Source organism: Pseudomonas sp. RC10-4-2, from assembly GCF_050433085.1.
GTDB classification, from domain to species: Bacteria; Pseudomonadota; Gammaproteobacteria; order Pseudomonadales; family Pseudomonadaceae; genus Pseudomonas; species Pseudomonas aeruginosa.
The window spans coordinates 207,124-226,324 of record NZ_JBNPXX010000008.1 but is presented as its reverse complement, the minus strand read 5'-3'; the positions used below and the strand labels follow the sequence as shown (position 1 = coordinate 226,324).

The window sequence follows — 19,201 nt, the reverse complement described above, 5'->3', positions numbered from 1 at the left end:
CTCAGGCGGCCGCCTTGCCGCGCCGGAAGCTCAGCAGGTAGGCGACCAGGCCGATGAGGAACACCACCCCGGCGCCTTCGCGCAGCCAGTAGAAGATCGCCAGCTGGTCCTGGGTGGCCATGAAGGTCATCGCCGCGCCGTCCGCCGGCATCCGTTGCAGCCAGACCTGCAGCACCCCGGCCGCGGAGAGGAACAGGGTGATGAACACCATCGCCACGGTCATCAGCCAGAAGCCCCACATCTCCAGGACCTGCGAGCGGTTGTCCATCGCCTCGCCGATCCCGCGCAAGCGCGGCATGGCGTAGGAGATGATGGTCATCACGATCATCGCGTAGGCGCCATAGAAGGCCATGTGGCCGTGGGCGGCGGTGAGCTGGGTGCCGTGGGTGTAGTAGTTGACCGGCGCCAGGGTATGCATGAAGCCCCACACTCCCGCGCCGAGGAAGGCCATCACCGTGGTGCCCATGGCCCACAGTGCGACCGCGCGGTTCGGATAGTCGCGGCGGCGGCGGTTGATGGTGTTGAAGGCGAACAGCACCATGGCGAAGAACGGCAGCGGCTCCAGCGCCGAGAATACCGAGCCGAGCCACAGCCAGTAGCCGGGCACGCCGATCCAGAAGTAGTGGTGGCCGGTGCCGATGATGCCGCTGATCAGCGCCATGGCGATGATCACGTAGAGCCACTTCTCGATCACCTCGCGGTCGACCCCGGTGATCTTCACCAGCACGAAGGCGAGGATCGCACCCATGATCAGTTCCCACACGCCTTCCACCCACAGGTGCACCACCCACCACCAGTAGAACTTGTCGCGGGTGAGGTTTTCCGGATTGTAGAAGGAGAACAGGAACAGCAGGGCGAGGCCGATCAGGCCGGTCATCAGGACCATGCTGATGGCGGTCTTGCGCCCGCGCAGCACGGTCATGCCGACGTTGAACAGGAAGCCCAGGGCGACGATCACGATGCCCGCCTTGCTGATGGTCGGCTGTTCGAGGAACTCGCGGCCCATGGTCGGCCACAGTTCGTTGCCGGTGAGCCTGGCCAGGCCGGCGTAGGGCACCAGCAGGTAGCCGAGGATGGTCAGCACGCCGGCGGCGGCGAATACCCAGAACAGGATCCAGGCCAGCTTCGGGCTGTACAGCTCGCAGTCGCTCTCCTCCGGCACCAGGTAGTAGGCAGCGCCCATGAAGCCGAACAGCAGCCAGACGATCAGCAGGTTGGTGTGCACCATGCGCGCGACGTTGAAGGGGATCGCCGGGAACAGGAAGTCGCCGACCACGTACTGCAGGCCCATGATCAGGCCGAACAGGATCTGCCCGACGAAGAGGATCAGGGCGAACACGAAGTAGGGTTTGGCGACCGCCTGCGAGGCGAATTTCAGGGAGCCATTGGGCGACATCATCAACCCTCCTTGTTCGGCGGCCATTGGTTGGTATCGATCTTCGAGCTCCACTTGAGGAACTCGGCCAGGTCGTCGACCTGGCCCTCGCTGAGATGGAACTGCGGCATGGCGCGGCGGCCCGGCACGTTCAGCGGCTGGATCTTCATCCAGGCCTGGAGGAAGGTGTTGAAGCCCTCCTCGCCGCCACGGCGCCCGACCACGTTGCCCAGCTCCGGCGCGAAGTAGGCGCCCTCGCCGAGCAGGGTGTGGCAGCCGACGCAGTTGTTCTGTTCCCAGACCAGCTTGCCGCGCACCACCGCGGCGCTCATCGCGGCCTCGTTGGTGCGCTCGGGCAGGGTCTTCTCGGTGTGGTAGGTCAGGGCCAGGAACAGCAGGATGAAGAACACACTCCCGCCGAAATAGATGTTCCTGGCCATGCCTTTGGTAAAGGTCTCGGACATGCGGCCTCCTGGAATGGGTGGTGCGGCGATTCTAGGAAGCGGCGGCGGCGAACCCGCTTGATGGCAATCAAGATTCCCGAACGATTTACTCAGTTATTCATCCGCGCCAGGTACAGCGCAGCGCCCACCGCCAGGGCCATCAGCAGCGGCCAGGCCAGCAGCAGGCGGCGCCATAGCGCCGGGGCATGGGCCAGCTCCATGAAGCGCTCGCCGATCAGCCAACCCTTGGCCACCGCGCAGGCCAGCACCGCCGCCAGCAGCCAGGGAGAGTCGCCGGCGCCACCCAGCAGCACACCGGTCACGGCCAGCGCCAGCAACGCCAGCCAGCAGAGGGTCAGGGTTCGCATCGGCACCTCATTGCAGGACGTAGACCAGCGGGAACAGCAGCACCCAGACCAGGTCGACCATGTGCCAGTAGAGCACTCCCGACTCCAGTCCCGAGCAAGCCTGCGGCGTATAACACCGGCGCCAGCAGGCCTGCGCCAGCCAGCCGAGGATCAGCAGGCCGAGCAGGACGTGGAGGAAATGGAAGCCGGTCAGGCACCAGTAGAGGGTGAAGAAAGTGTCGTGCTCGATGTCCAGGCCGAGATCGGCGAGCCGCCCGTACTCGTGCAGCTTCAGGCCGACGTAGACCAGCGCCAGCAGCAGCGCCGCCAGCAACCAGCCGCTCGCCTGGCGCGGCCGTCCGCGGCGCACCGCATGCACCGCCAGCGCGGCGAGCCAGCCGGAGCTGAGCAGGGCCACGGTCAGCAACAGGCCCCAGCGGCTATCCAGTTGCTCCCGGCCGGCACGGAACAGCTCCGGCTGCCAGGCCTGGGCGCCGGCGAACGCCAGCAGCAGCAGGCTGAACACGCTGAGTTCGGCGAGGATGAAGAACCACATCGCCAGGTCGCCGGGCAGGCGCCGCTCGACGGTATCAGGCGACATGGAGATCGACGATGTCCATCAGCGCCGCCACCGTCGCCGGGTCGTCCGAGAGCGGTTCGGCCAGCGCCACCCGGCACGCCTCGCGCGGGTCCATGCCGTCGCCGATGAGGCGCGCGGCGAAGATCAGCAGGCGGGTCGAGGCGACTTCCTCCAGGTCGTGCTGCTCCAGCCGCCGCAGCGCCTGGCCCAACTGCACCAGGCGCTGCGCCAGGGTCTCGGCACAACCGCTCTCGCCGACCAGGATGCGTGCCTCCTGCTGCGCCGCCGGGTAGTCGAAGCGCAACGCGACGAAACGCTGCCGGGTGCTGGGCTTCAGGCCCTTGAGCAGGTTCTGGTAGCCGGGGTTGTAGGACACCACCAGCATGAACGAAGGCGGCGCCTGCAACGTCTCGCCGGTGCGCTCCAGGTACAGCTCGCGGCGGTCGTCGGCCAGCGGGTGGATGGCGACCGTGGTGTCCTGGCGCGCCTCCACCACTTCGTCCAGGTAGCAGATACCGCCTTCGCGCACCGCGCGGGTCAGCGGGCCGTCCTGCCACCAGGTGCCGTCGGCGCCGATCAGATGGCGGCCGAGCAGGTCGGCGGCGCCCAGGTCGTCGTGGCAGGCGACGCTGTACAGCGGCAGTTCCAGGCGCCGCGCCATGTACTGGACGAAGCGGGTCTTGCCGCAACCGGTGGGGCCCTTGAGCAACACCGGCAGGCCGTGCCGCCAGGCGCGCTCGAAGACCTCGATCTCATGGCCGGTGGCCTCGTAGAAGGGTGTCGCGTCCCGCATGTCCTACTCCTGCGCTAGGGATTAGGACCGCACGCTATTCACAGTTGGAAGGTGCCACAAGCGCAAAGCAACGCAATCTTGATTCCGGTCAAGCAAGGGTAAAGACCCTGCTTTCTATGATCCTTTCGCGCCATGAATTCCCGGGAGTTCCCGACGCAGCCACCCCCAAAACACTGCTAAGGGAGCGCCTCGCAGGGCTCCTGAGGAGATAGACCATGCCATTTGGCAAGCCACTGGTGGGCACCTTGCTCGCCTCGCTGACGCTGCTGGGCCTGGCCACCGCTCACGCCAAGGACGACATGAAAGCCGCCGAGCAATACCAGGGTGCCGCTTCCGCCGTCGATCCCGCTCACGTGGTGCGCACCAACGGTGCCCCCGACATGAGTGAAAGCGAGTTCAACGAGGCCAAGCAGATCTACTTCCAACGCTGCGCCGGTTGCCACGGCGTCCTGCGCAAGGGCGCCACCGGCAAACCGCTGACCCCGGACATCACCCAGCAACGCGGCCAGCAATACCTGGAAGCGCTGATCACCTACGGCACCCCGCTGGGCATGCCGAACTGGGGCAGCTCCGGCGAGCTGAGCAAGGAACAGATCACCCTGATGGCCAAGTACATCCAGCACACCCCGCCGCAACCGCCGGAGTGGGGCATGCCGGAGATGCGCGAATCGTGGAAGGTGCTGGTGAAGCCGGAGGACCGGCCGAAGAAACAGCTCAACGACCTCGACCTGCCCAACCTGTTCTCGGTGACCCTGCGCGACGCCGGGCAGATCGCCCTGGTCGACGGCGACAGCAAGAAGATCGTCAAGGTCATCGATACCGGCTACGCCGTGCACATCTCGCGGATGTCCGCTTCCGGCCGCTACCTGCTGGTGATCGGCCGCGACGCGCGGATCGACATGATCGACCTGTGGGCCAAGGAGCCGACCAAGGTCGCCGAGATCAAGATCGGCATCGAGGCGCGCTCGGTGGAAAGCTCCAAGTTCAAGGGCTACGAGGACCGCTACACCATCGCCGGCGCCTACTGGCCGCCGCAGTTCGCGATCATGGACGGCGAGACCCTGGAGCCGAAGCAGATCGTCTCCACCCGCGGCATGACCGTAGACACCCAGACCTACCACCCGGAACCGCGCGTGGCGGCGATCATCGCCTCCCACGAGCACCCCGAGTTCATCGTCAACGTGAAGGAGACCGGCAAGGTCCTGCTGGTCAACTACAAGGATATCGACAACCTCACCGTCACCAGCATCGGTGCGGCGCCGTTCCTCCACGACGGCGGCTGGGACAGCAGCCACCGCTACTTCATGACCGCCGCCAACAACTCCAACAAGGTTGCCGTGATCGACTCCAAGGACCGTCGCCTGTCGGCCCTGGTCGACGTCGGCAAGACCCCGCACCCGGGGCGTGGCGCCAACTTCGTGCATCCCAAGTACGGCCCGGTGTGGAGCACCAGCCACCTGGGCGACGGCAGCATCTCGCTGATCGGCACCGATCCGAAGAACCATCCGCAGTACGCCTGGAAGAAAGTCGCCGAACTACAGGGCCAGGGCGGCGGCTCGCTGTTCATCAAGACCCATCCGAAGTCCTCGCACCTCTACGTCGACACCACCTTCAACCCCGACGCCAGGATCAGCCAGAGCGTCGCGGTGTTCGACCTGAAGAACCTCGACGCCAAGTACCAGGTGCTGCCGATCGCCGAATGGGCCGATCTCGGCGAAGGCGCCAAGCGGGTGGTGCAGCCCGAGTACAACAAGCGCGGCGATGAAGTCTGGTTCTCGGTGTGGAACGGCAAGAACGACAGCTCCGCGCTGGTGGTGGTGGACGACAAGACCCTGAAGCTCAAGGCCGTGGTCAAGGACCCGCGGCTGATCACCCCGACCGGCAAGTTCAACGTCTACAACACCCAGCACGACGTGTACTGAGACCCGCGTGCGGGGCACGCCCCGCACGCTCCCCCCTACGAGGAACCGTGATGAAACCGTACGCACTGCTTTCGCTGCTCGCCACCGGCACCCTGCTCGCCCAGGGCGCCTGGGCCGAAGACCCCGAAGTGCTGTTCAAGAACAAGGGCTGCGTGGCCTGCCATGCCATCGACACCAAGATGGTCGGCCCGGCCTACAAGGACGTCGCCGCCAAGTTCGCCGGCCAGGCCGGCGCCGAAGCGGAACTCGCGCAGCGGATCAAGAACGGCAGCCAGGGCGTCTGGGGCCCGATCCCGATGCCGCCGAACGCGGTCAGCGACGACGAGGCGCAGACCCTGGCGAAGTGGGTCCTGTCGCAGAAATGAACGCCCCTCCGGACTTCCGGCGCGCCGCCAGCCACGCCTTGTGGCTGGCCCTCGCGCTGACGTTCGCCTGTCCTCTTCCGGGCCTGGCCGACGAGCATCCCGATGCCCGTCGCCAGGCCCAGTTGCGTCACCTGCTGTTGCAGGACTGCGGCTCCTGCCACGGCCTGCGCCTGACCGGCGGCCTCGGCCCGGCGCTGACCCCCGAGGCCCTGCGCGGCAAGCCGCGCGAATCGCTGGTCGCCACCGTGCTCATGGGCCGTCCGCAAACCCCGATGCCCCCCTGGGCCGGCCTGCTCAGCGAAGACGACGCCGGCTGGCTGGTGGACCGCCTGATCGAAGGAGAGATCGCCCCATGAACCTGCGTCCCCTCGCGCCGCTTTTCCTCGCCCTGCTCGCCGGCTGTAGCCAGCAGCCGCCCTTGCGCGGCAGCGGCGACCTCGGCGTGCTGATCGAACGCGCCGACGGCAGCGTGCAGATCCTCGACGGCACGGCGAAGACCTCGCTGGCGCGGGTCGAAGGCCTCGGCGACCTGTCCCACGCCTCCCTGGTGTTCTCCCGCGACCAGCGCTACGCCTACGTATTCGGTCGCGACGGCGGCCTGACCAAGCTCGACCTGCTGGCCCAGCGCATCGACAAGCGCCTGATCCAGGGCGGCAACAGCATCGGCGGAGCGATCAGCCAGGACGGTCGGCTGGTCGCGGTATCCAACTACGAGCCGGGCGGGGTCAAGGTGTTCGACAGCCGCACCCTGGAGCTGGTCGCCGAGATTCCCGCCACCCGCCTCCCCGGCCAGGACAGGAACTCCCGGGTGGTCGGCCTGGTCGACGCGCCCGGGCAGCGCTTCGTGTTCAGCCTGTTCGACAGCGGCGAGATCTGGATCGCCGACTTCAGCCAGGGCGACACGCCGCACCTGACCCGCTTCCGCGATATCGGCAAGCAACCCTACGACGCCCTCATCAGCCCCGACGGGCGCTACTACATGGCCGGGCTGTTCGGCGAGGACGGCATGGCCCAGCTCGACCTCTGGCACCCGGAGCGCGGCGTCAGGCGCGTACTCGGCGACTACGGCCGCGGCCAACGCAAGCTGCCGGTGTACAAGATGCCGCACCTGGAGGGCTGGACCATCGCCAGCGACCAGGCCTTCGTCCCGGCGGTCGGCCATCACCAGGTGCTGGTGCTCGACGCGCGCGACTGGAAGCAGACCGACGCCATCGACGTCGCCGGCCAGCCGGTGTTCGTCATGACTCGACCGGACGACCGGCAGATCTGGGTCAACTTCGCCTACCCGGACAACGACAAGGTGCAGGTCATCGACAGCGAGACCCACGAAGTGATCGAAACCCTGCGCCCTGGCCCCGGCGTACTGCACATGGAATTCAGCGGGCGCGGCGACCAGGTCTGGATCTCGGTGCGCGACGCCGACCAGTTGCAGGTCTGGGACCCGTACCGCCTGAAGCGCATCGGCAGCCTTCCGGCCCGCAGCCCGAGCGGCATCTTCTTCAGCCACCGCGCCCAGCACATCGGACTCTAGGAGGCACCATGGACGACCTCTCCCGCCGCCTCCTCGCCCGCTACCAGAAAGGCCTGCCGATCTGCGCGGAACCCTATCGGCGGATGGCCGAGACCCTGGGTTGCAGCGAAGCCGAGGTGCTCGAACGGCTGCGTCGCCTGGAAGCCGACGGCGCGTTGTCGCGGGTCGGCCCGGTGCTCCGCCACCAACGCGCCGGGGCCAGCACCCTGGCAGCCCTGGCGGTGCCCGAGGAGCGTCTGCAACGGGTCGCCGAGCGCATCAGCCAGTACGCCGAGGTCAACCACAACTACCAGCGCGAACACCGCTACAACCTGTGGTTCGTGCTCACCGCCGGCGACCGCGCGCAACTCGACCGGGTACTGGCGGAGATCGCCGCCGACACCGGCCTGCAACCCCTCGACCTGCCGATGCAGGAAGCCTACTGCATCGACCTCGCGTTTCCCCTGGAGGCCAGCCGATGAACCCCGTCGAACCCCTCGCCGCGCCGCAGCGGCAACACCTGCGCTACCTGCTGGAACAGGGCCTGCCGCTGGCCAGCCGGCCCTATCGGGTGCTCGCCGAACGCATCGGCGCCGGCGAAGACGAAGTGCTGGAACAGGTCCGCCGCTGGGACGAAGACGGCCTGTTCCGCCGCTTCGGGGTGATCCTCCACCACCGCGCCCTGGGCTATACCGCCAACGCCATGCTGGTGCTGGACGTCGCCGACGCGGAGGTCGACGCCGTCGGCCGCGCCCTCGCCCACGAAACGATCGTCTCGCTCTGTTACCGCCGCCCGCGTCGCCTGCCGATGTGGCCATACAACCTGTTCTGCATGATCCACGGCCGCGAGCGCGGCGAAGTGGAACGCCAGATCGAGGCCCTGCTGGAGCGCCACGCCCTGCGCCAGACACCGCACCGCTGGCTGTTCAGCCTGCGCGCCTACAAGCAGTGCGGCGGCCGCTACACCGCGCCGCCGGCCGACCTGGAGCGCCGCCATGGATGAGTTCGACCGGCGCCTGCTGAACCGCCTGCAACACGGCCTGCCGCTGGAGCCGCATCCCTACGCGCTGCTCGCCGCCGAGCTGGATTGCCGCGAGGAAGACATCCTGCGCCGCCTCGACGACCTGCTCGACGACGGCACCCTGACCCGCTTCGGTCCGCTGTTCGATATCGAGCCCCTCGGCGGTGCCTTCACCCTGGCCGCCATGAGCGTGCCGGAGACACGTTTCGAAGAGATCGCCGCGCTGCTCGCCGGCTGGCCGCAGGTCGCCCACAACTACCGTCGCGAGCACGCCCTGAACATGTGGCTGGTGGTCGCCTGCGACAGCCCGGCGGAGGTCGCCGAGACCCTCGCACGGCTGGAGCGCGAGAGCGGGCTGGCGGTACTCGACCTGCCCAAGGAGGCGACCTACCATGTCGGCCTGCATTTCCCCCTCTGACGCCCTGCTCGCCCGCCGCCTGATCGAACTTACCCAGGCCGGCCTGCCGCTGGTCGCCGACCCTTGGGCGTGGATCGCCGCGCAACTGCGGCTGAGCGAGGCGGAGACCCTGGCGCTGCTGAAGCGCCTGCGCGACGCCGGGGTGATCCGGCGCATCGCCGCGGTGCCCAACCACTATCGCCTTGGCTACCGGCACAACGGCATGACCGTCTGGGACGTCGCCGACGAACGCATCGAACGCCTCGGCCGGCTGGTAGGCGGGCTGTCCTTCGTCAGCCATTGCTACCGGCGCCCGCGCCATCTGCCGCAGTGGCGCTACAACCTGTTCGCCATGGTCCACGGCCGCAGCGAAGCGGAGATCGAAGGCTACCGCCAGCAGATCCGCCTGCTGCTCGGCGAGGACTGTCGCGCCGACGAGATGCTGGTGAGCAGCCGCATCCTGAAGAAGACCGGCCTGCGCCTGGCGCAGAAGGAGGAACGTCCATGCTGAGGATCAGCCATTACCTGCGCAGCCTCGCCGAGGACGCGCCGACGCCGCGCCGCGCCGGCGGCAGGCGCGCCCCGGTGGTGATCTGGAACCTGCTGCGGCGCTGCAACCTGACCTGCAAGCACTGTTACTCCACCTCCGCCGACAGCGACTTCCGTGGCGAGCTGGAGACCGCGGAAATCCTTCGCGGCATCGACGACCTGCGCGCCGCCGGAGTGCGCGTGCTGATCCTCTCCGGCGGCGAGCCGCTGATGCACCCGGACCTCTTCGAGATCGCCGCCCATGCGCGCCAGGCCGGGATGTTCGTGGCGCTGTCGAGCAACGGCACGCTGATCGACGAGGGCAACATCCAGCGCGTCGCCGAGGCCCGCTTCGACTACGTCGGCATCAGCCTCGACGGCCTGCGCGAGACCCACGACCGCTTCCGCCAGAAGCAGGGCAGCTTCGACGCCGCGCTGGCGGCCATGCGCCTGTGCCGCGAGGCGGATATCCGCGTCGGCATGCGCACCACCCTGACCGAGGAGAACGCCGCGCAACTACCGGCACTGCTCGACCTGATGCGCGAACTCGACGTGCAGAAGTTCTACCTCTCGCACCTCAACTACAGCGGCCGCGGCCGCCGCAGCCGCGCCCTCGACGCCCACCACCGGCGCACCCGCGAGGCCCTCGCGCTGCTCTTCGAACGGGCCGACGAGGACATCCGGCAAGGGCGCGACAGCGACTTCGTCACCGGCAACAACGACGCCGACGCGCTCCTCCTCCTCGACTGGCTCAAGCGCCGCCGCCCGCAGCAACTAGCGCGTCTCTGCGAGCTGCTGCTGGACTGGGGCGGCAACGCCTCGGGCGAAGGCATCGCCAACATCGACAACACCGGCGAGGTGCATCCGGACAGCTACTGGTGGCACCACAGCGTCGGCAACATCCGCCATCAGCGCTTCGCCGACTTCTGGTTCGAGCGCCCCGACCCGCTGCTCCTGCAACTGCGCCAGCGCCCGCGGCCGGTGGGCGGGCGCTGCAGCCAATGCCGCTGGCTGGACATCTGCAACGGCAATACCCGCACCCGCGCCTGGGCCGGCGGCGAACTCTGGGGCGAAGACCCCGGCTGCTACCTCAGCGATCAGGAAATCGGCCTCGAGCGCATCGCGCTGCACGCCGTCTAAGGAAAGCCTCATGAACACTACCGTGATTCCGCCGTCCCTCCTCGATGTCGATTTTCCCGCCGGCAGCGTCGCCCTGGTCGGCGCCGGCCCCGGCGATCCGGGCCTGCTCACCCTGCGCGCCTGGGCCCTGCTGCAACAGGCCGAGGTGGTGGTCTACGACCGCCTGGTCGCCCGCGAACTGGTCGCCCTCCTGCCGGAAAGCTGCCAGCGCATCTACGTCGGCAAGCGCTGCGGCCACCACAGCCTGCCGCAGGAAGAAATCAACGAGCTACTGGTGCGCCTGGCCCGGCAGCAACGCCGGGTGGTCCGCCTGAAGGGCGGCGACCCGTTCATCTTCGGTCGCGGCGCCGAGGAGCTGGAGCGCCTGCTCGAAGCCGGCGTCGACTGCCAGGTGGTCCCCGGCGTCACCGCCGCCTCCGGTTGCAGTACCTACGCCGGCATCCCGCTGACCCACCGCGACCTTGCCCAGTCCTGCACCTTCGTCACCGGCCACTTGCAGAACGACGGCCGCCTCGACCTCGACTGGGCCGGCCTGGCGCGCGGCAAACAGACCCTGGTGTTCTACATGGGCCTGGGCAACCTCGCCGAGATCGCCGCGCGCCTGGTCGAGCACGGCCTCGCCGGCGACACCCCGGCGGCGCTGGTCAGCCAGGGCACCCAGGCGGGCCAGCAGGTGACCCGCGGCGCCCTTGCCGAGCTGCCGGCGCTGGCGCGACGCTACCAGTTGAAGCCGCCGACGCTGATCGTCGTCGGCCAGGTGGTGGCGCTCTTCGCCGAGCGCGCGATGGCGCATCCGTCATACCTGGGCGCCGGCTCGCCGGTCAGCCGCGAGGCCGTCGCATGCGCCTGATCGGCCTCGCCCTCGGCCTGCTCCTCGGCGCCCTCGCACAGGCCGGCGAAGCGCCGGGGGAAGCGCTCTACCGCCAGCACTGCCAGGCCTGCCACGGCGCCGGACGGCTCGGCGGCAGCGGCCCGACCCTGCTCCCGGAAAGCCTTTCGCGGCTGAAGCCGGCGCAGGCCCGCGAGGTGATCCTGCACGGTCGCCCGGCAACCCAGATGGCCGGCTTTGCCGGTCAATTGGACGCCGCCGCGGCGGACGCCCTGGTCGCCTATCTCTACCAGGCGCCGCCGCGCGAACCGCAGTGGAGCGCCGAGGACATCCGGGCCAGCCAGGTTCAGCCGCATCCCCTCGCCACCCTGCCGTCCAGGCCGCGCTTCGAGGCCGACCCGCTGAACCTGTTCGTGGTGGTGGAATCCGGCGACCACCACGTGACCATCCTCGACGGCGATCGCTTCGAGCCCATCGCCCGCTTCCCCTCGCGCTACGCCCTGCACGGAGGTCCGAAGTTCTCCCCGGACGGGCGCCTGGTGTACTTCGCCTCGCGCGACGGCTGGGTAACCCTCTACGACCTGTACAACCTGAAGGTGGTCGCCGAGGTCCGCGCCGGCCTCAACACGCGCAACCTGGCGGTCAGCGACGACGGGCGCTGGGTCCTGGTGGGCAACTACCTGCCCGGCAACCTGGTGCTGCTGGACGCCCGCGACCTGTCCCTGGTGCAGGTCATCCCGGCGGCCGACGCCCAGGGCCAGGCCTCGCGGGTCAGCGCGGTATACACGGCACCGCCACGGCACAGCTTCGTGGTCGCCCTGAAGGACGTCCACGAGTTGTGGGAGCTGCCCTATGCCAACGGCAAGCCGGTCGCGCCGAAACGGCTGGCGGTCGCCGACTACCTCGACGACTTCTCCTTCAGCCCCGACTACCGCTACCTGCTGGGCAGCTCACGGCAGGCCAGGGGCGGCGAGGTGATCGAGCTGGACAGCGGCGCGCGGGTCGCCTCGATCCCGCTGTCGGGCATGCCGCACCTCGGCTCGGGCATCTACTGGAAGCGCGACGGGCGCTGGGTGTTCGCCACGCCGAACATCAGCCGCGGGGTGATCTCGGTGATCGACCTGCAAAACTGGAAGCCGTTGAAGGAAATCGTCACCGACGGCCCCGGCTTCTTCATGCGCAGCCATGCCGACTCGCCCTACGCCTGGACCGATACCTTCCTTGGCAAGAAACACGACGAGATCCTGCTGATCGACAAGCAGACCCTGGAAATCGCCCATCGCCTGCGCCCCAGCCCGGGCAAGGTGGCCGGCCACGTCGAGTTCACCCGCGACGGCCGCTACGCCCTGCTCAGCGTCTGGGACCGCGACGGCGCGCTGGTGGTCTACGACGCGCACAGCCTGGAGGAAGTGAAGCGACTGCCGATGAACAAGCCGTCGGGCAAGTACAACGTCGGCAACAAGATCGGCTATGCGGAGGGAACCTCGCACTGAGGCGGTCGAGACGCCATCAACGGATATCCCCGTATCCTCCGCGACGGACCGCGACAACCCTGTCCCCTCACGGCACGAGAAAAACCACGGGAATGGCGGATAACCGCAAGCGGTTATTCGCCCTACCGCCCACCCTGCGCGAGGAGCCGTAGGGCGCATAACGCCAACGGCGTTATCCGCCGATCACCCTGTCCCATCACGGCCCCGAGAAAACCCTGGGAATGGCGGATAGCCGCAAGCGGATATCCCCCCACCCGTCCCGCGCGCCGAGCCCCCGGCGCCCAGAAAAAAGCCCCGCATCGCGGGGCTTTCCGTCTCAGGCGCCAGGCCTCAGAACTGCTCGGCGTCCAGCAGGTACAGCGACTCGCTGCCGGCGCGCACGGAGGCGCTCAGGGAATGGATGCGCGGCAGCAGGCGGGCGAAGTAGAAGCGCGCGGTACCCAGCTTGCTGGCGTAGAAGTCGTCCTCGCCCTGCTTGGCCAGCGCGGTGCGCGCCATCAATGCCCACATGTAGGCATAGGCGGTGTAGCCGAACACATGCAGGTATTCGACCGACGCCGCGCCGATCTCGTTGGGATTGCCCTTGGCGCGGTCGAGCAGCCAGGCGGTCAGCTCTTCCAGGTTCTCCACGGCGGCCGCCAGCGGCTTGCTGAACTCGCCCAGGGCCTCGTCGGCGGAAGCGACGAAGGCCTTGATCTCGTCGGTGAAGTGACGGGAGAAGGCGCCGCCGCTGCCGATCACCTTGCGGCCCACCAGGTCGAGCGCCTGGATGCCGTTGGTGCCTTCGTAGATCTGCGTGATGCGACAGTCACGCACCAGTTGCTCCTGGCCCCATTCGCGGATGAAGCCGTGGCCGCCGAAGATCTGCTGGCCATAGATGGTGGTTTCCAGCCCCATGTCGGTGAGGAATGCCTTGGCCACCGGGGTCAGCAGCGCCACCAGCTCTTCCGCGCGCTTGCGGGTGACCGCGTCTTCGCTGTACTTGGCGGTGTCCAGTTGCATCGCGACGTAGCTGGAGAAGGCGCGGCCGCCTTCGTTCAGCGCCTTCATGGTGAGCAGCATGCGGCGCACGTCGGGGTGCACGATGATCGGGTCGGCGGCCTTGTCCTTGGCTACCGGGCCGGTCGGCGCGCGGCTCTGGATACGCTCGCGGGCATACTCGATGGCGCTCTGGTAGGAGCGCTCGCCGGTGGCCAGGCCCTGGATGCCGACGCCAAGGCGCTCGTAGTTCATCATGGTGAACATCGCCGCCAGGCCCTTGTTGACCTCGCCCACCAGCCAACCGGTGGCGCCGTCGAAGTTCATCACGCAGGTGGCAGAGGCCTTGATCCCCATCTTGTGCTCGATGGAGCCGCAACCCAAGCTGTTCTTCTCGCCCAGCGAGCCGTCGGCGTTGACCAGCACCTTCGGCACCAGGAACAGCGAGATGCCCTTCGGCCCGGCCGGGGCGTCGGGCAGCTTGGCCAGCACCAGGTGGATGATGTTCTCGGTCAGGTCATGCTCGCCGCCGGTGATGAAGATCTTGGTCCCGCTGATCTTGTAGGAACCGTCGGCCTGCGGCTCGGCCCTGGTGCGGATGATGCCCAGGTCGGTGCCGGCATGCGGCTCGGTCAGACACATGGAACCGGCCCAGGTGCCGGCGTACATGTTCGGCAGGTACTTGTCCTTCAGTTCGTCGCTGGCATGGGCATTGAGCGCCAGGCAGGCGCCGGCGGTCAGCATCGGGTACAGGCCGAACGACAGGTTGGCCGAGTTGACCAGTTCCTCGACCTGCGCCGAGATCACCTTGGGCATCCCCATGCCGCCGTAGGCCGGATCACCGCCGACACCGACCCAGCCGCCTTCGGCGTAGGTCCGGTAGGCCTCGGGGAAGCCGGCCGGGGTGCTCACCGCGCCAGCGTTCCACTGGCAGCCTTCCTCGTCGCCCGGACGGTTCAGCGGGGCGATGGTACCGGCGGTGACCTTGCCGGCCTCTTCGAGGATCGCCGCGGCGGTCTCGGCGTCGACCACTTCGGCCAGCGCCGGCAGTTGCGCCCAGAGCCGGGAGACCTCGAACACCTCATTGAGGACGAAGCGCATGTCGCGCAGCGGAGCTTTGTAATCAGCCATGTGGGGAATCCTCGATCGTACCGATCGCCGGCCGGGGGCCAGCGGCAACAAAATGGAGGCACGAAAGGCGTGCCGCGGCCGAGTCTACACCACCAACATTTCGGACTTGTAGCGTCACGTCGTGACCATTAAGTCTCTATCGGTCTTCTATGCGACAGGCATGAAAAAGCCCGCTTTTCGCGGGCTCGAGCGAGTTCGCCGGGAGTCCGACGGGCCCGGCGGGTGGGGGAGAAACCGGGGGGAAGAAGCGCCGCGCCCCTGCCCCGGCAGCCGCTAGAGCGAAAACTGCTCCGCCGACAGGCTCATCAGGCCCGCCGCGCCGGCCTGGATCGCCGCGGCGTGCGCCGCGGTGCGCGGCAGCAGGCGACTGAAGTAGAAGTCGGCGGTGGCCAGCTTGGCTTCGTAGAACGCGGCCTCGCCGCTGCCGGCATCCAGCTTCTCGCGCGCCACCAGGGCGATGCGCAACCAGAAATAGGCCAGGGTCACGTAGCCGGAGAACATCAGGTAGTCCACCGAGGCGGCGCCCACTTCGTCGGCATTCTTCATCGCCGCCAGGCCCACCTGCTGGGTCAGTTCGCCCCACTGCGCGTTCAGCGCCGCCAGTTGCGCGACCTGTCCCTTCAGTTGCGGATGCTCGGCCTGGGCCTGGCACAACTGGTGGACCAGTTTGGTGAAACCGCGCAGCAGCTTGCCCTGGCTGCCCAATACCTTGCGGCCGAGCAGGTCGAGGGCCTGGATGCCGTTGGTGCCTTCGTAGATCTGTGCGATGCGACAATCGCGGACCAACTGCTCCATGCCCCACTCGCGGATGTAGCCGTGGCCGCCGTAGACCTGCATGCCGAGGTTGGTCACCTCCTGCCCGGTCTCGGTCATGAAGGCCTTGCAGATCGGTGTCAGGAAGGCCAGCAGGTCGGCGGCCCGCTCGCGCTCGGCGGCGTCCTGCGACAGGTGCTCGGTGTCGAGCAACTGGGCGGTGAAGTAAGCCAGCGCGCGGTTGCCTTCGTTGAACGCCTTCATGGTCAGCAGCATGCGCCGTACGTCGGGGTGCACGATGATCGGGTCGGCCGGCTTGTCCGGCGCCTTCGGCCCCGTCAGCGAGCGCATCTGCAAGCGCTCCCGGGCGTAGCGCACGGCGCCCTGGTAGCTGGTCTCGCCAAGGCACAGGCCCTGCATGCCGGTGCCCAGGCGGGCGTGGTTCATCATGGTGAACATGCAGTGCAGGCCCTTATTCGGCTCGCCGATCAGGTAGCCGGTGGCGCCGTCGAAGTTCATCACGCAGGTGGCCGAGGCCTTGATCCCCATCTTGTGCTCGATGGAGCCACAGGAAACCGCGTTGCGCACGCCTACCTCGCCGGCGGCGTCGGGGAGGAACTTCGGCACGATGAACAGCGAGATACCCTTGGTCCCGGCCGGCGCATCGGGCAGCTTGGCCAGCACCAGGTGGACGATGTTCTCGCTCAGGTCGTGCTCGCCGGCGGAGATGAAGATCTTCGTCCCGCTGATCGCATGGCTGCCGTCGGCGTTCGGCACCGCGCGGGTCTTGATGATGCCCAGGTCGGTGCCGCAGTGCGGCTCGGTCAGGCACATGGTGCCGGTCCAGGTGCCGGCGGTCATCCGCGCCAGGTAGAGGTCCTTCTGCGCCTGGCTGCCGTGGGCGTGGATCGCCGACATGGCGCCGCGGGTCAGGCCCGGGTACATGCCCCAGGAGACATTGCTGGCGCCGATCATCTCGCTGAGCAGCAGACCCAGCGAGTGCGGCAGGCCCTGGCCGCCGTACGCGGGATCGCTGGCGACACCGTTCCAGCCACCCTCGACGTACTGTGCATAGGCTTCCTTGAAGCCCTTGGGCGTGGTCACCACGCCGTTGTCGAAGTGGCAGCCTTCTTCGTCGCCGGAGCGGTTCAGCGGCGCCAGCACCTGTTCGCAGAATTTCGACCCTTCATCGAGGATCGCCGCCACCATGTCCGGGGTCGCGTCGCTGGCGCCGAGCGCCTGGTAGCGCCCATGGAAGTCGAATACCTCATCGATCAGGAAGCGCATGTCGCGCAGCGGAGCCTTGTATTCCGGCATCTCTGTTCTCCTCGGCAGGGGCGCCCCACAGGCGCGAATCCCTCGAAGCTACTGCGCCGGGCGGGCGCCTACAATCACGCTGCGGACGCTGAATGCAACGCCATAACCCCGAGGTCGAAAGGCCAGGATGCAGCGGATCGCAGGCATGAAAAAGCCCGCCGAAGGGCGGGCTCTTTCTCACCTGGGGAACGGGCCGCCAGCGGCCCGTACCATCAGTAACCGAGGGCGAAATCTTCCTCGGCCATCTCCATCAGGTTGTTGGCGCCGGACAGCATGGCGGCGACGTGGGCGCGGGTACGCGGCAGGATGCGCTGGAAGTAGAAACGCGCGGTCTGCAGCTTGGCCTTGTAGAAGGCTTCCTCGCCGGTGCCGGCGGCCAGCTTCTCGGCGGCCAGGCGCGCCATGTCGGCCCAGAAGTAGGCCAGGCAGGCGTAGCCGGAGTACATCAGGTAGTCCACCGAAGCGGCGCCGACTTCCTCGCGATCCTTCATGGCGGCCATGCCGACCTTCATGGTCAGGTCGCCCCACTCCTTGTTCAGCTGTGCCAGCGGAGCGACGAATTCCTTGACGGCTTCGTTGGCTTCGTTGGCCTGGCAGAACTTGTGCACGATCTTGGTGAAGCCCTTCAGCGCCTCGCCCTGGGTCATCAGCACCTTGCGGCCCAGCAGGTCGAGGGCCTGAACGCCGGTGGTGCCTTCGTACAGCATCGAGATGCGGCTGTCGCGGACGTTCTGCTCCATGCCGTGCTCGGCGATGAAACCGTGGCCGCCGAAGATCTGCACGCCGTGGTTGGCGGATTCGAAGCCGACTTCGGTCATGAACGCCTTGGCGATCGGCGTGAGGAAGGCCAGCATCGAGTCGGCAGCTTTCTTCTGCTCTTCGTCCTGGCTGCGCTGGACGATGTCGACCTGCTTGGCGGCGAAGTACAGCATCGCGCGGTTGCCTTCGGCGAAGGCCTTCATGGTCAGCAGCATGCGGCGCACGTCAGGATGCACGATGATCGGGTCGGCGGGCTTCTCGGGCGCCTTCGGACCGGTCAGCGAGCGCATCTGCAGACGCTCGCGAGCATAGGCGATGCCGCCCTGGAAACCGACTTCGGCGTGGGCCAGGCCTTGCAGCGCGGTACCCAGGCGAGCGGTGTTCATGAAGGTGAACATGCAGTTCAGGCCCTTGTTCGGCGGGCCGATCAGGAAGCCAGTGGCGGCGTCGAAGTTCATCACGCAGGTGGCGTTGCCGTGGATGCCCATCTTGTGCTCGATGGAGCCGCAGGAAACCGCGTTGCGCTCGCCGGCGTTACCTTCGGCGTTGGGCAGGAACTTCGGCACGATGAACAGCGAGATGCCCTTGGTGCCCTGCGGGGCGTCGGGCAGGCGGGCCAGGACGATATGGACGATGTTGTCGGCCATGTCGTGCTCGCCGGCGGAGATGAAGATCTTGGTGCCGGTGACCTTGTAGCTGCCGTCGGCCTGCGGCTCGGCCTTGGTGCGCAGCATGCCCAGGTCGGTGCCGCAGTGCGGCTCGGTCAGGCACATGGTGCCGGTCCACTCGCCGGAGACCAGTTTGGTCAGGTAGGTCGCCTGCTGCTCGGCGGTGCCGTGGGCATGCAGGGTGTTCATGGCGCCGTGGGACAGGCCCGGGTACATGCCCCAGGACCAGTTGGCCTGGCCGACCATCTCGCTGATGGCCAGCCCGAGGGATTCCGGCAGACCCTGGCCGCCGTGCTCGACGTCATGGGCCAGGCTCGGCCAGCCGCCTTCGACGAACTGCTGGTAGGCCTCCTTGAAGCCGGTCGGGGTCTTCACGCCGTCGGCGCTCCAGGTGCAGCCTTCCAGGTCGCCAACGCGGTTCAGCGGAGCGATCACCTGTTCGCAGAACTTCGCACCTTCCTCGAGGATGGCGTTGACCATGTCGGGAGTCGCGTCTTCGGCGCCCGGCAGGCTCTGGTAGTGCGCTTCGTAGCCCAGCAGCTCGTCGCGAACGAAACGGATATCACGCAAGGGGGCCTTGTAATCAGGCATAGCAGTCAACCTCTACGAAGGGTTCTGGTTAATCGGCGACCGGACGGATGTCCAGAGTCTGCGGTCGCAGTGCGGGATCGCTCCCGGTCGCCTTGCCGGACGCACTCATGCGTCCCGACTCTCAAACAGGCGTTTGAAACATACGTTTACGCCAATCCCTTGTCAAGCATCCGAACCGACCGCTCGGTCATGCCCGAAATCACTGGCTGCAACGACCATCCAAAGCGCTTTCGTCTCTCTCAGTAAAGCCCATGGCGAAGC

19 protein-coding genes are annotated in these 19,201 nt (G+C 67.6%); 11 read left to right on the top strand and 8 right to left on the bottom strand.

The window, feature by feature from the left end:
• Position 1: 1 nt before the first annotated feature.
• From norB to nirQ, 5 genes are all read right to left on the bottom strand, one after another.
• Complete coding sequence (gene norB / locus FHW81_RS28800) at positions 2 to 1,399, bottom strand: nitric-oxide reductase subunit NorB (RefSeq protein ID WP_003084883.1); 1,398 nt, start codon at positions 1,397 to 1,399, stop codon at positions 2 to 4.
• Positions 1,399 to 1,839, bottom strand: coding sequence for a nitric oxide reductase subunit NorC (gene norC, locus FHW81_RS28795; RefSeq protein ID WP_003084881.1), 441 nt, complete (start codon positions 1,837 to 1,839; stop codon positions 1,399 to 1,401). Before norC ends, norB begins: the two co-directional genes overlap by 1 nt.
• Positions 1,840 to 1,928: 89 nt before the next feature.
• Positions 1,929 to 2,186, bottom strand: a complete 258-nt coding sequence (locus tag FHW81_RS28790) for a cytochrome C oxidase subunit IV family protein (protein ID WP_003113239.1) — start codon at positions 2,184 to 2,186, stop codon at positions 1,929 to 1,931.
• Between the two features lie 7 nt (positions 2,187 to 2,193).
• Complete coding sequence (locus tag FHW81_RS28785) at positions 2,194 to 2,721, bottom strand: cytochrome c oxidase subunit 3 (RefSeq protein ID WP_003118864.1); 528 nt, start codon at positions 2,719 to 2,721, stop codon at positions 2,194 to 2,196.
• Between the two features lie 34 nt (positions 2,722 to 2,755).
• A complete protein-coding gene (gene nirQ / locus FHW81_RS28780) occupies positions 2,756 to 3,538 on the bottom strand; it encodes a transcriptional regulator NirQ (RefSeq protein WP_003113240.1) in 783 nt (260 codons plus the stop codon).
• 215 nt (positions 3,539 to 3,753) lie between these two features.
• On the opposite strand from nirQ, the gene nirS reads away from it, so the two are divergent.
• From nirS to nirN, 11 genes are read left to right on the top strand one after another with little or no spacing between them, the layout of a single operon-like run.
• Positions 3,754 to 5,460 carry a nitrite reductase gene (nirS, locus tag FHW81_RS28775; RefSeq protein WP_003111532.1) on the top strand — a complete coding sequence of 569 codons (1,707 nt, stop codon included), beginning with the start codon at positions 3,754 to 3,756 and terminating at the stop codon, positions 5,458 to 5,460.
• A gap of 50 nt (positions 5,461 to 5,510) precedes the next feature.
• A complete protein-coding gene (nirM, locus tag FHW81_RS28770; RefSeq protein ID WP_003084872.1) occupies positions 5,511 to 5,825 on the top strand; it encodes a cytochrome C-551 in 315 nt (104 codons plus the stop codon).
• The gene (gene nirC, locus FHW81_RS28765; RefSeq protein WP_003084870.1) at positions 5,822 to 6,181 is read left to right on the top strand and encodes a cytochrome c55X; all 360 of its coding nucleotides are present in this window, start codon (positions 5,822 to 5,824) and stop codon (positions 6,179 to 6,181) included. Before nirM ends, nirC begins: the two co-directional genes overlap by 4 nt.
• Positions 6,178 to 7,356 (top strand): heme d1 biosynthesis protein NirF, encoded by a 1,179-nt coding sequence (gene nirF, locus FHW81_RS28760; protein WP_003084866.1) that lies wholly within the window; start codon positions 6,178 to 6,180, stop codon positions 7,354 to 7,356. The genes nirC and nirF overlap by 4 nt, the downstream gene beginning before the upstream one ends.
• A gap of 8 nt (positions 7,357 to 7,364) precedes the next feature.
• Positions 7,365 to 7,817: an AsnC family transcriptional regulator gene (locus tag FHW81_RS28755; RefSeq protein ID WP_003084864.1), complete on the top strand. Its 453-nt coding sequence runs from the start codon at positions 7,365 to 7,367 to the stop codon at positions 7,815 to 7,817.
• Complete coding sequence (locus FHW81_RS28750) at positions 7,814 to 8,338, top strand: Lrp/AsnC family transcriptional regulator (protein WP_003111534.1); 525 nt, start codon at positions 7,814 to 7,816, stop codon at positions 8,336 to 8,338. Before FHW81_RS28755 ends, FHW81_RS28750 begins: the two co-directional genes overlap by 4 nt.
• A complete protein-coding gene (locus FHW81_RS28745) occupies positions 8,331 to 8,774 on the top strand; it encodes an Lrp/AsnC family transcriptional regulator (protein WP_023091430.1) in 444 nt (147 codons plus the stop codon). The genes FHW81_RS28750 and FHW81_RS28745 overlap by 8 nt, the downstream gene beginning before the upstream one ends.
• On the top strand, positions 8,749 to 9,264 hold the full coding sequence (locus FHW81_RS28740) for an Lrp/AsnC family transcriptional regulator (protein ID WP_003084858.1): 516 nt from the start codon (positions 8,749 to 8,751) through the stop codon (positions 9,262 to 9,264). The genes FHW81_RS28745 and FHW81_RS28740 overlap by 26 nt, the downstream gene beginning before the upstream one ends.
• Positions 9,258 to 10,421, top strand: a complete 1,164-nt coding sequence (gene nirJ / locus FHW81_RS28735) for a heme d1 biosynthesis radical SAM protein NirJ (protein ID WP_023126939.1) — start codon at positions 9,258 to 9,260, stop codon at positions 10,419 to 10,421. Before FHW81_RS28740 ends, nirJ begins: the two co-directional genes overlap by 7 nt.
• A gap of 10 nt (positions 10,422 to 10,431) precedes the next feature.
• Positions 10,432 to 11,271: a uroporphyrinogen-III C-methyltransferase gene (gene cobA, locus FHW81_RS28730; protein WP_058152871.1), complete on the top strand. Its 840-nt coding sequence runs from the start codon at positions 10,432 to 10,434 to the stop codon at positions 11,269 to 11,271.
• The gene (gene nirN, locus FHW81_RS28725) at positions 11,262 to 12,743 is read left to right on the top strand and encodes a dihydro-heme d1 dehydrogenase (protein WP_033941623.1); all 1,482 of its coding nucleotides are present in this window, start codon (positions 11,262 to 11,264) and stop codon (positions 12,741 to 12,743) included. The genes cobA and nirN overlap by 10 nt, the downstream gene beginning before the upstream one ends.
• 330 nt (positions 12,744 to 13,073) lie before the next feature.
• Here the strand turns inward: nirN and FHW81_RS28720 are convergent, their stop codons facing one another.
• From FHW81_RS28720 to FHW81_RS28710, 3 genes are all read right to left on the bottom strand, one after another.
• Positions 13,074 to 14,852 carry an acyl-CoA dehydrogenase C-terminal domain-containing protein gene (locus FHW81_RS28720; RefSeq protein WP_033960791.1) on the bottom strand — a complete coding sequence of 593 codons (1,779 nt, stop codon included), beginning with the start codon at positions 14,850 to 14,852 and terminating at the stop codon, positions 13,074 to 13,076.
• A gap of 273 nt (positions 14,853 to 15,125) precedes the next feature.
• Positions 15,126 to 16,922: an acyl-CoA dehydrogenase C-terminal domain-containing protein gene (locus FHW81_RS28715; RefSeq protein WP_015502250.1), complete on the bottom strand. Its 1,797-nt coding sequence runs from the start codon at positions 16,920 to 16,922 to the stop codon at positions 15,126 to 15,128.
• A 212-nt stretch (positions 16,923 to 17,134) separates the two neighbouring features.
• The gene (locus tag FHW81_RS28710; RefSeq protein WP_003084842.1) at positions 17,135 to 18,940 is read right to left on the bottom strand and encodes a phenylacyl-CoA dehydrogenase; all 1,806 of its coding nucleotides are present in this window, start codon (positions 18,938 to 18,940) and stop codon (positions 17,135 to 17,137) included.
• Positions 18,941 to 19,201: the final 261 nt, after the last annotated feature.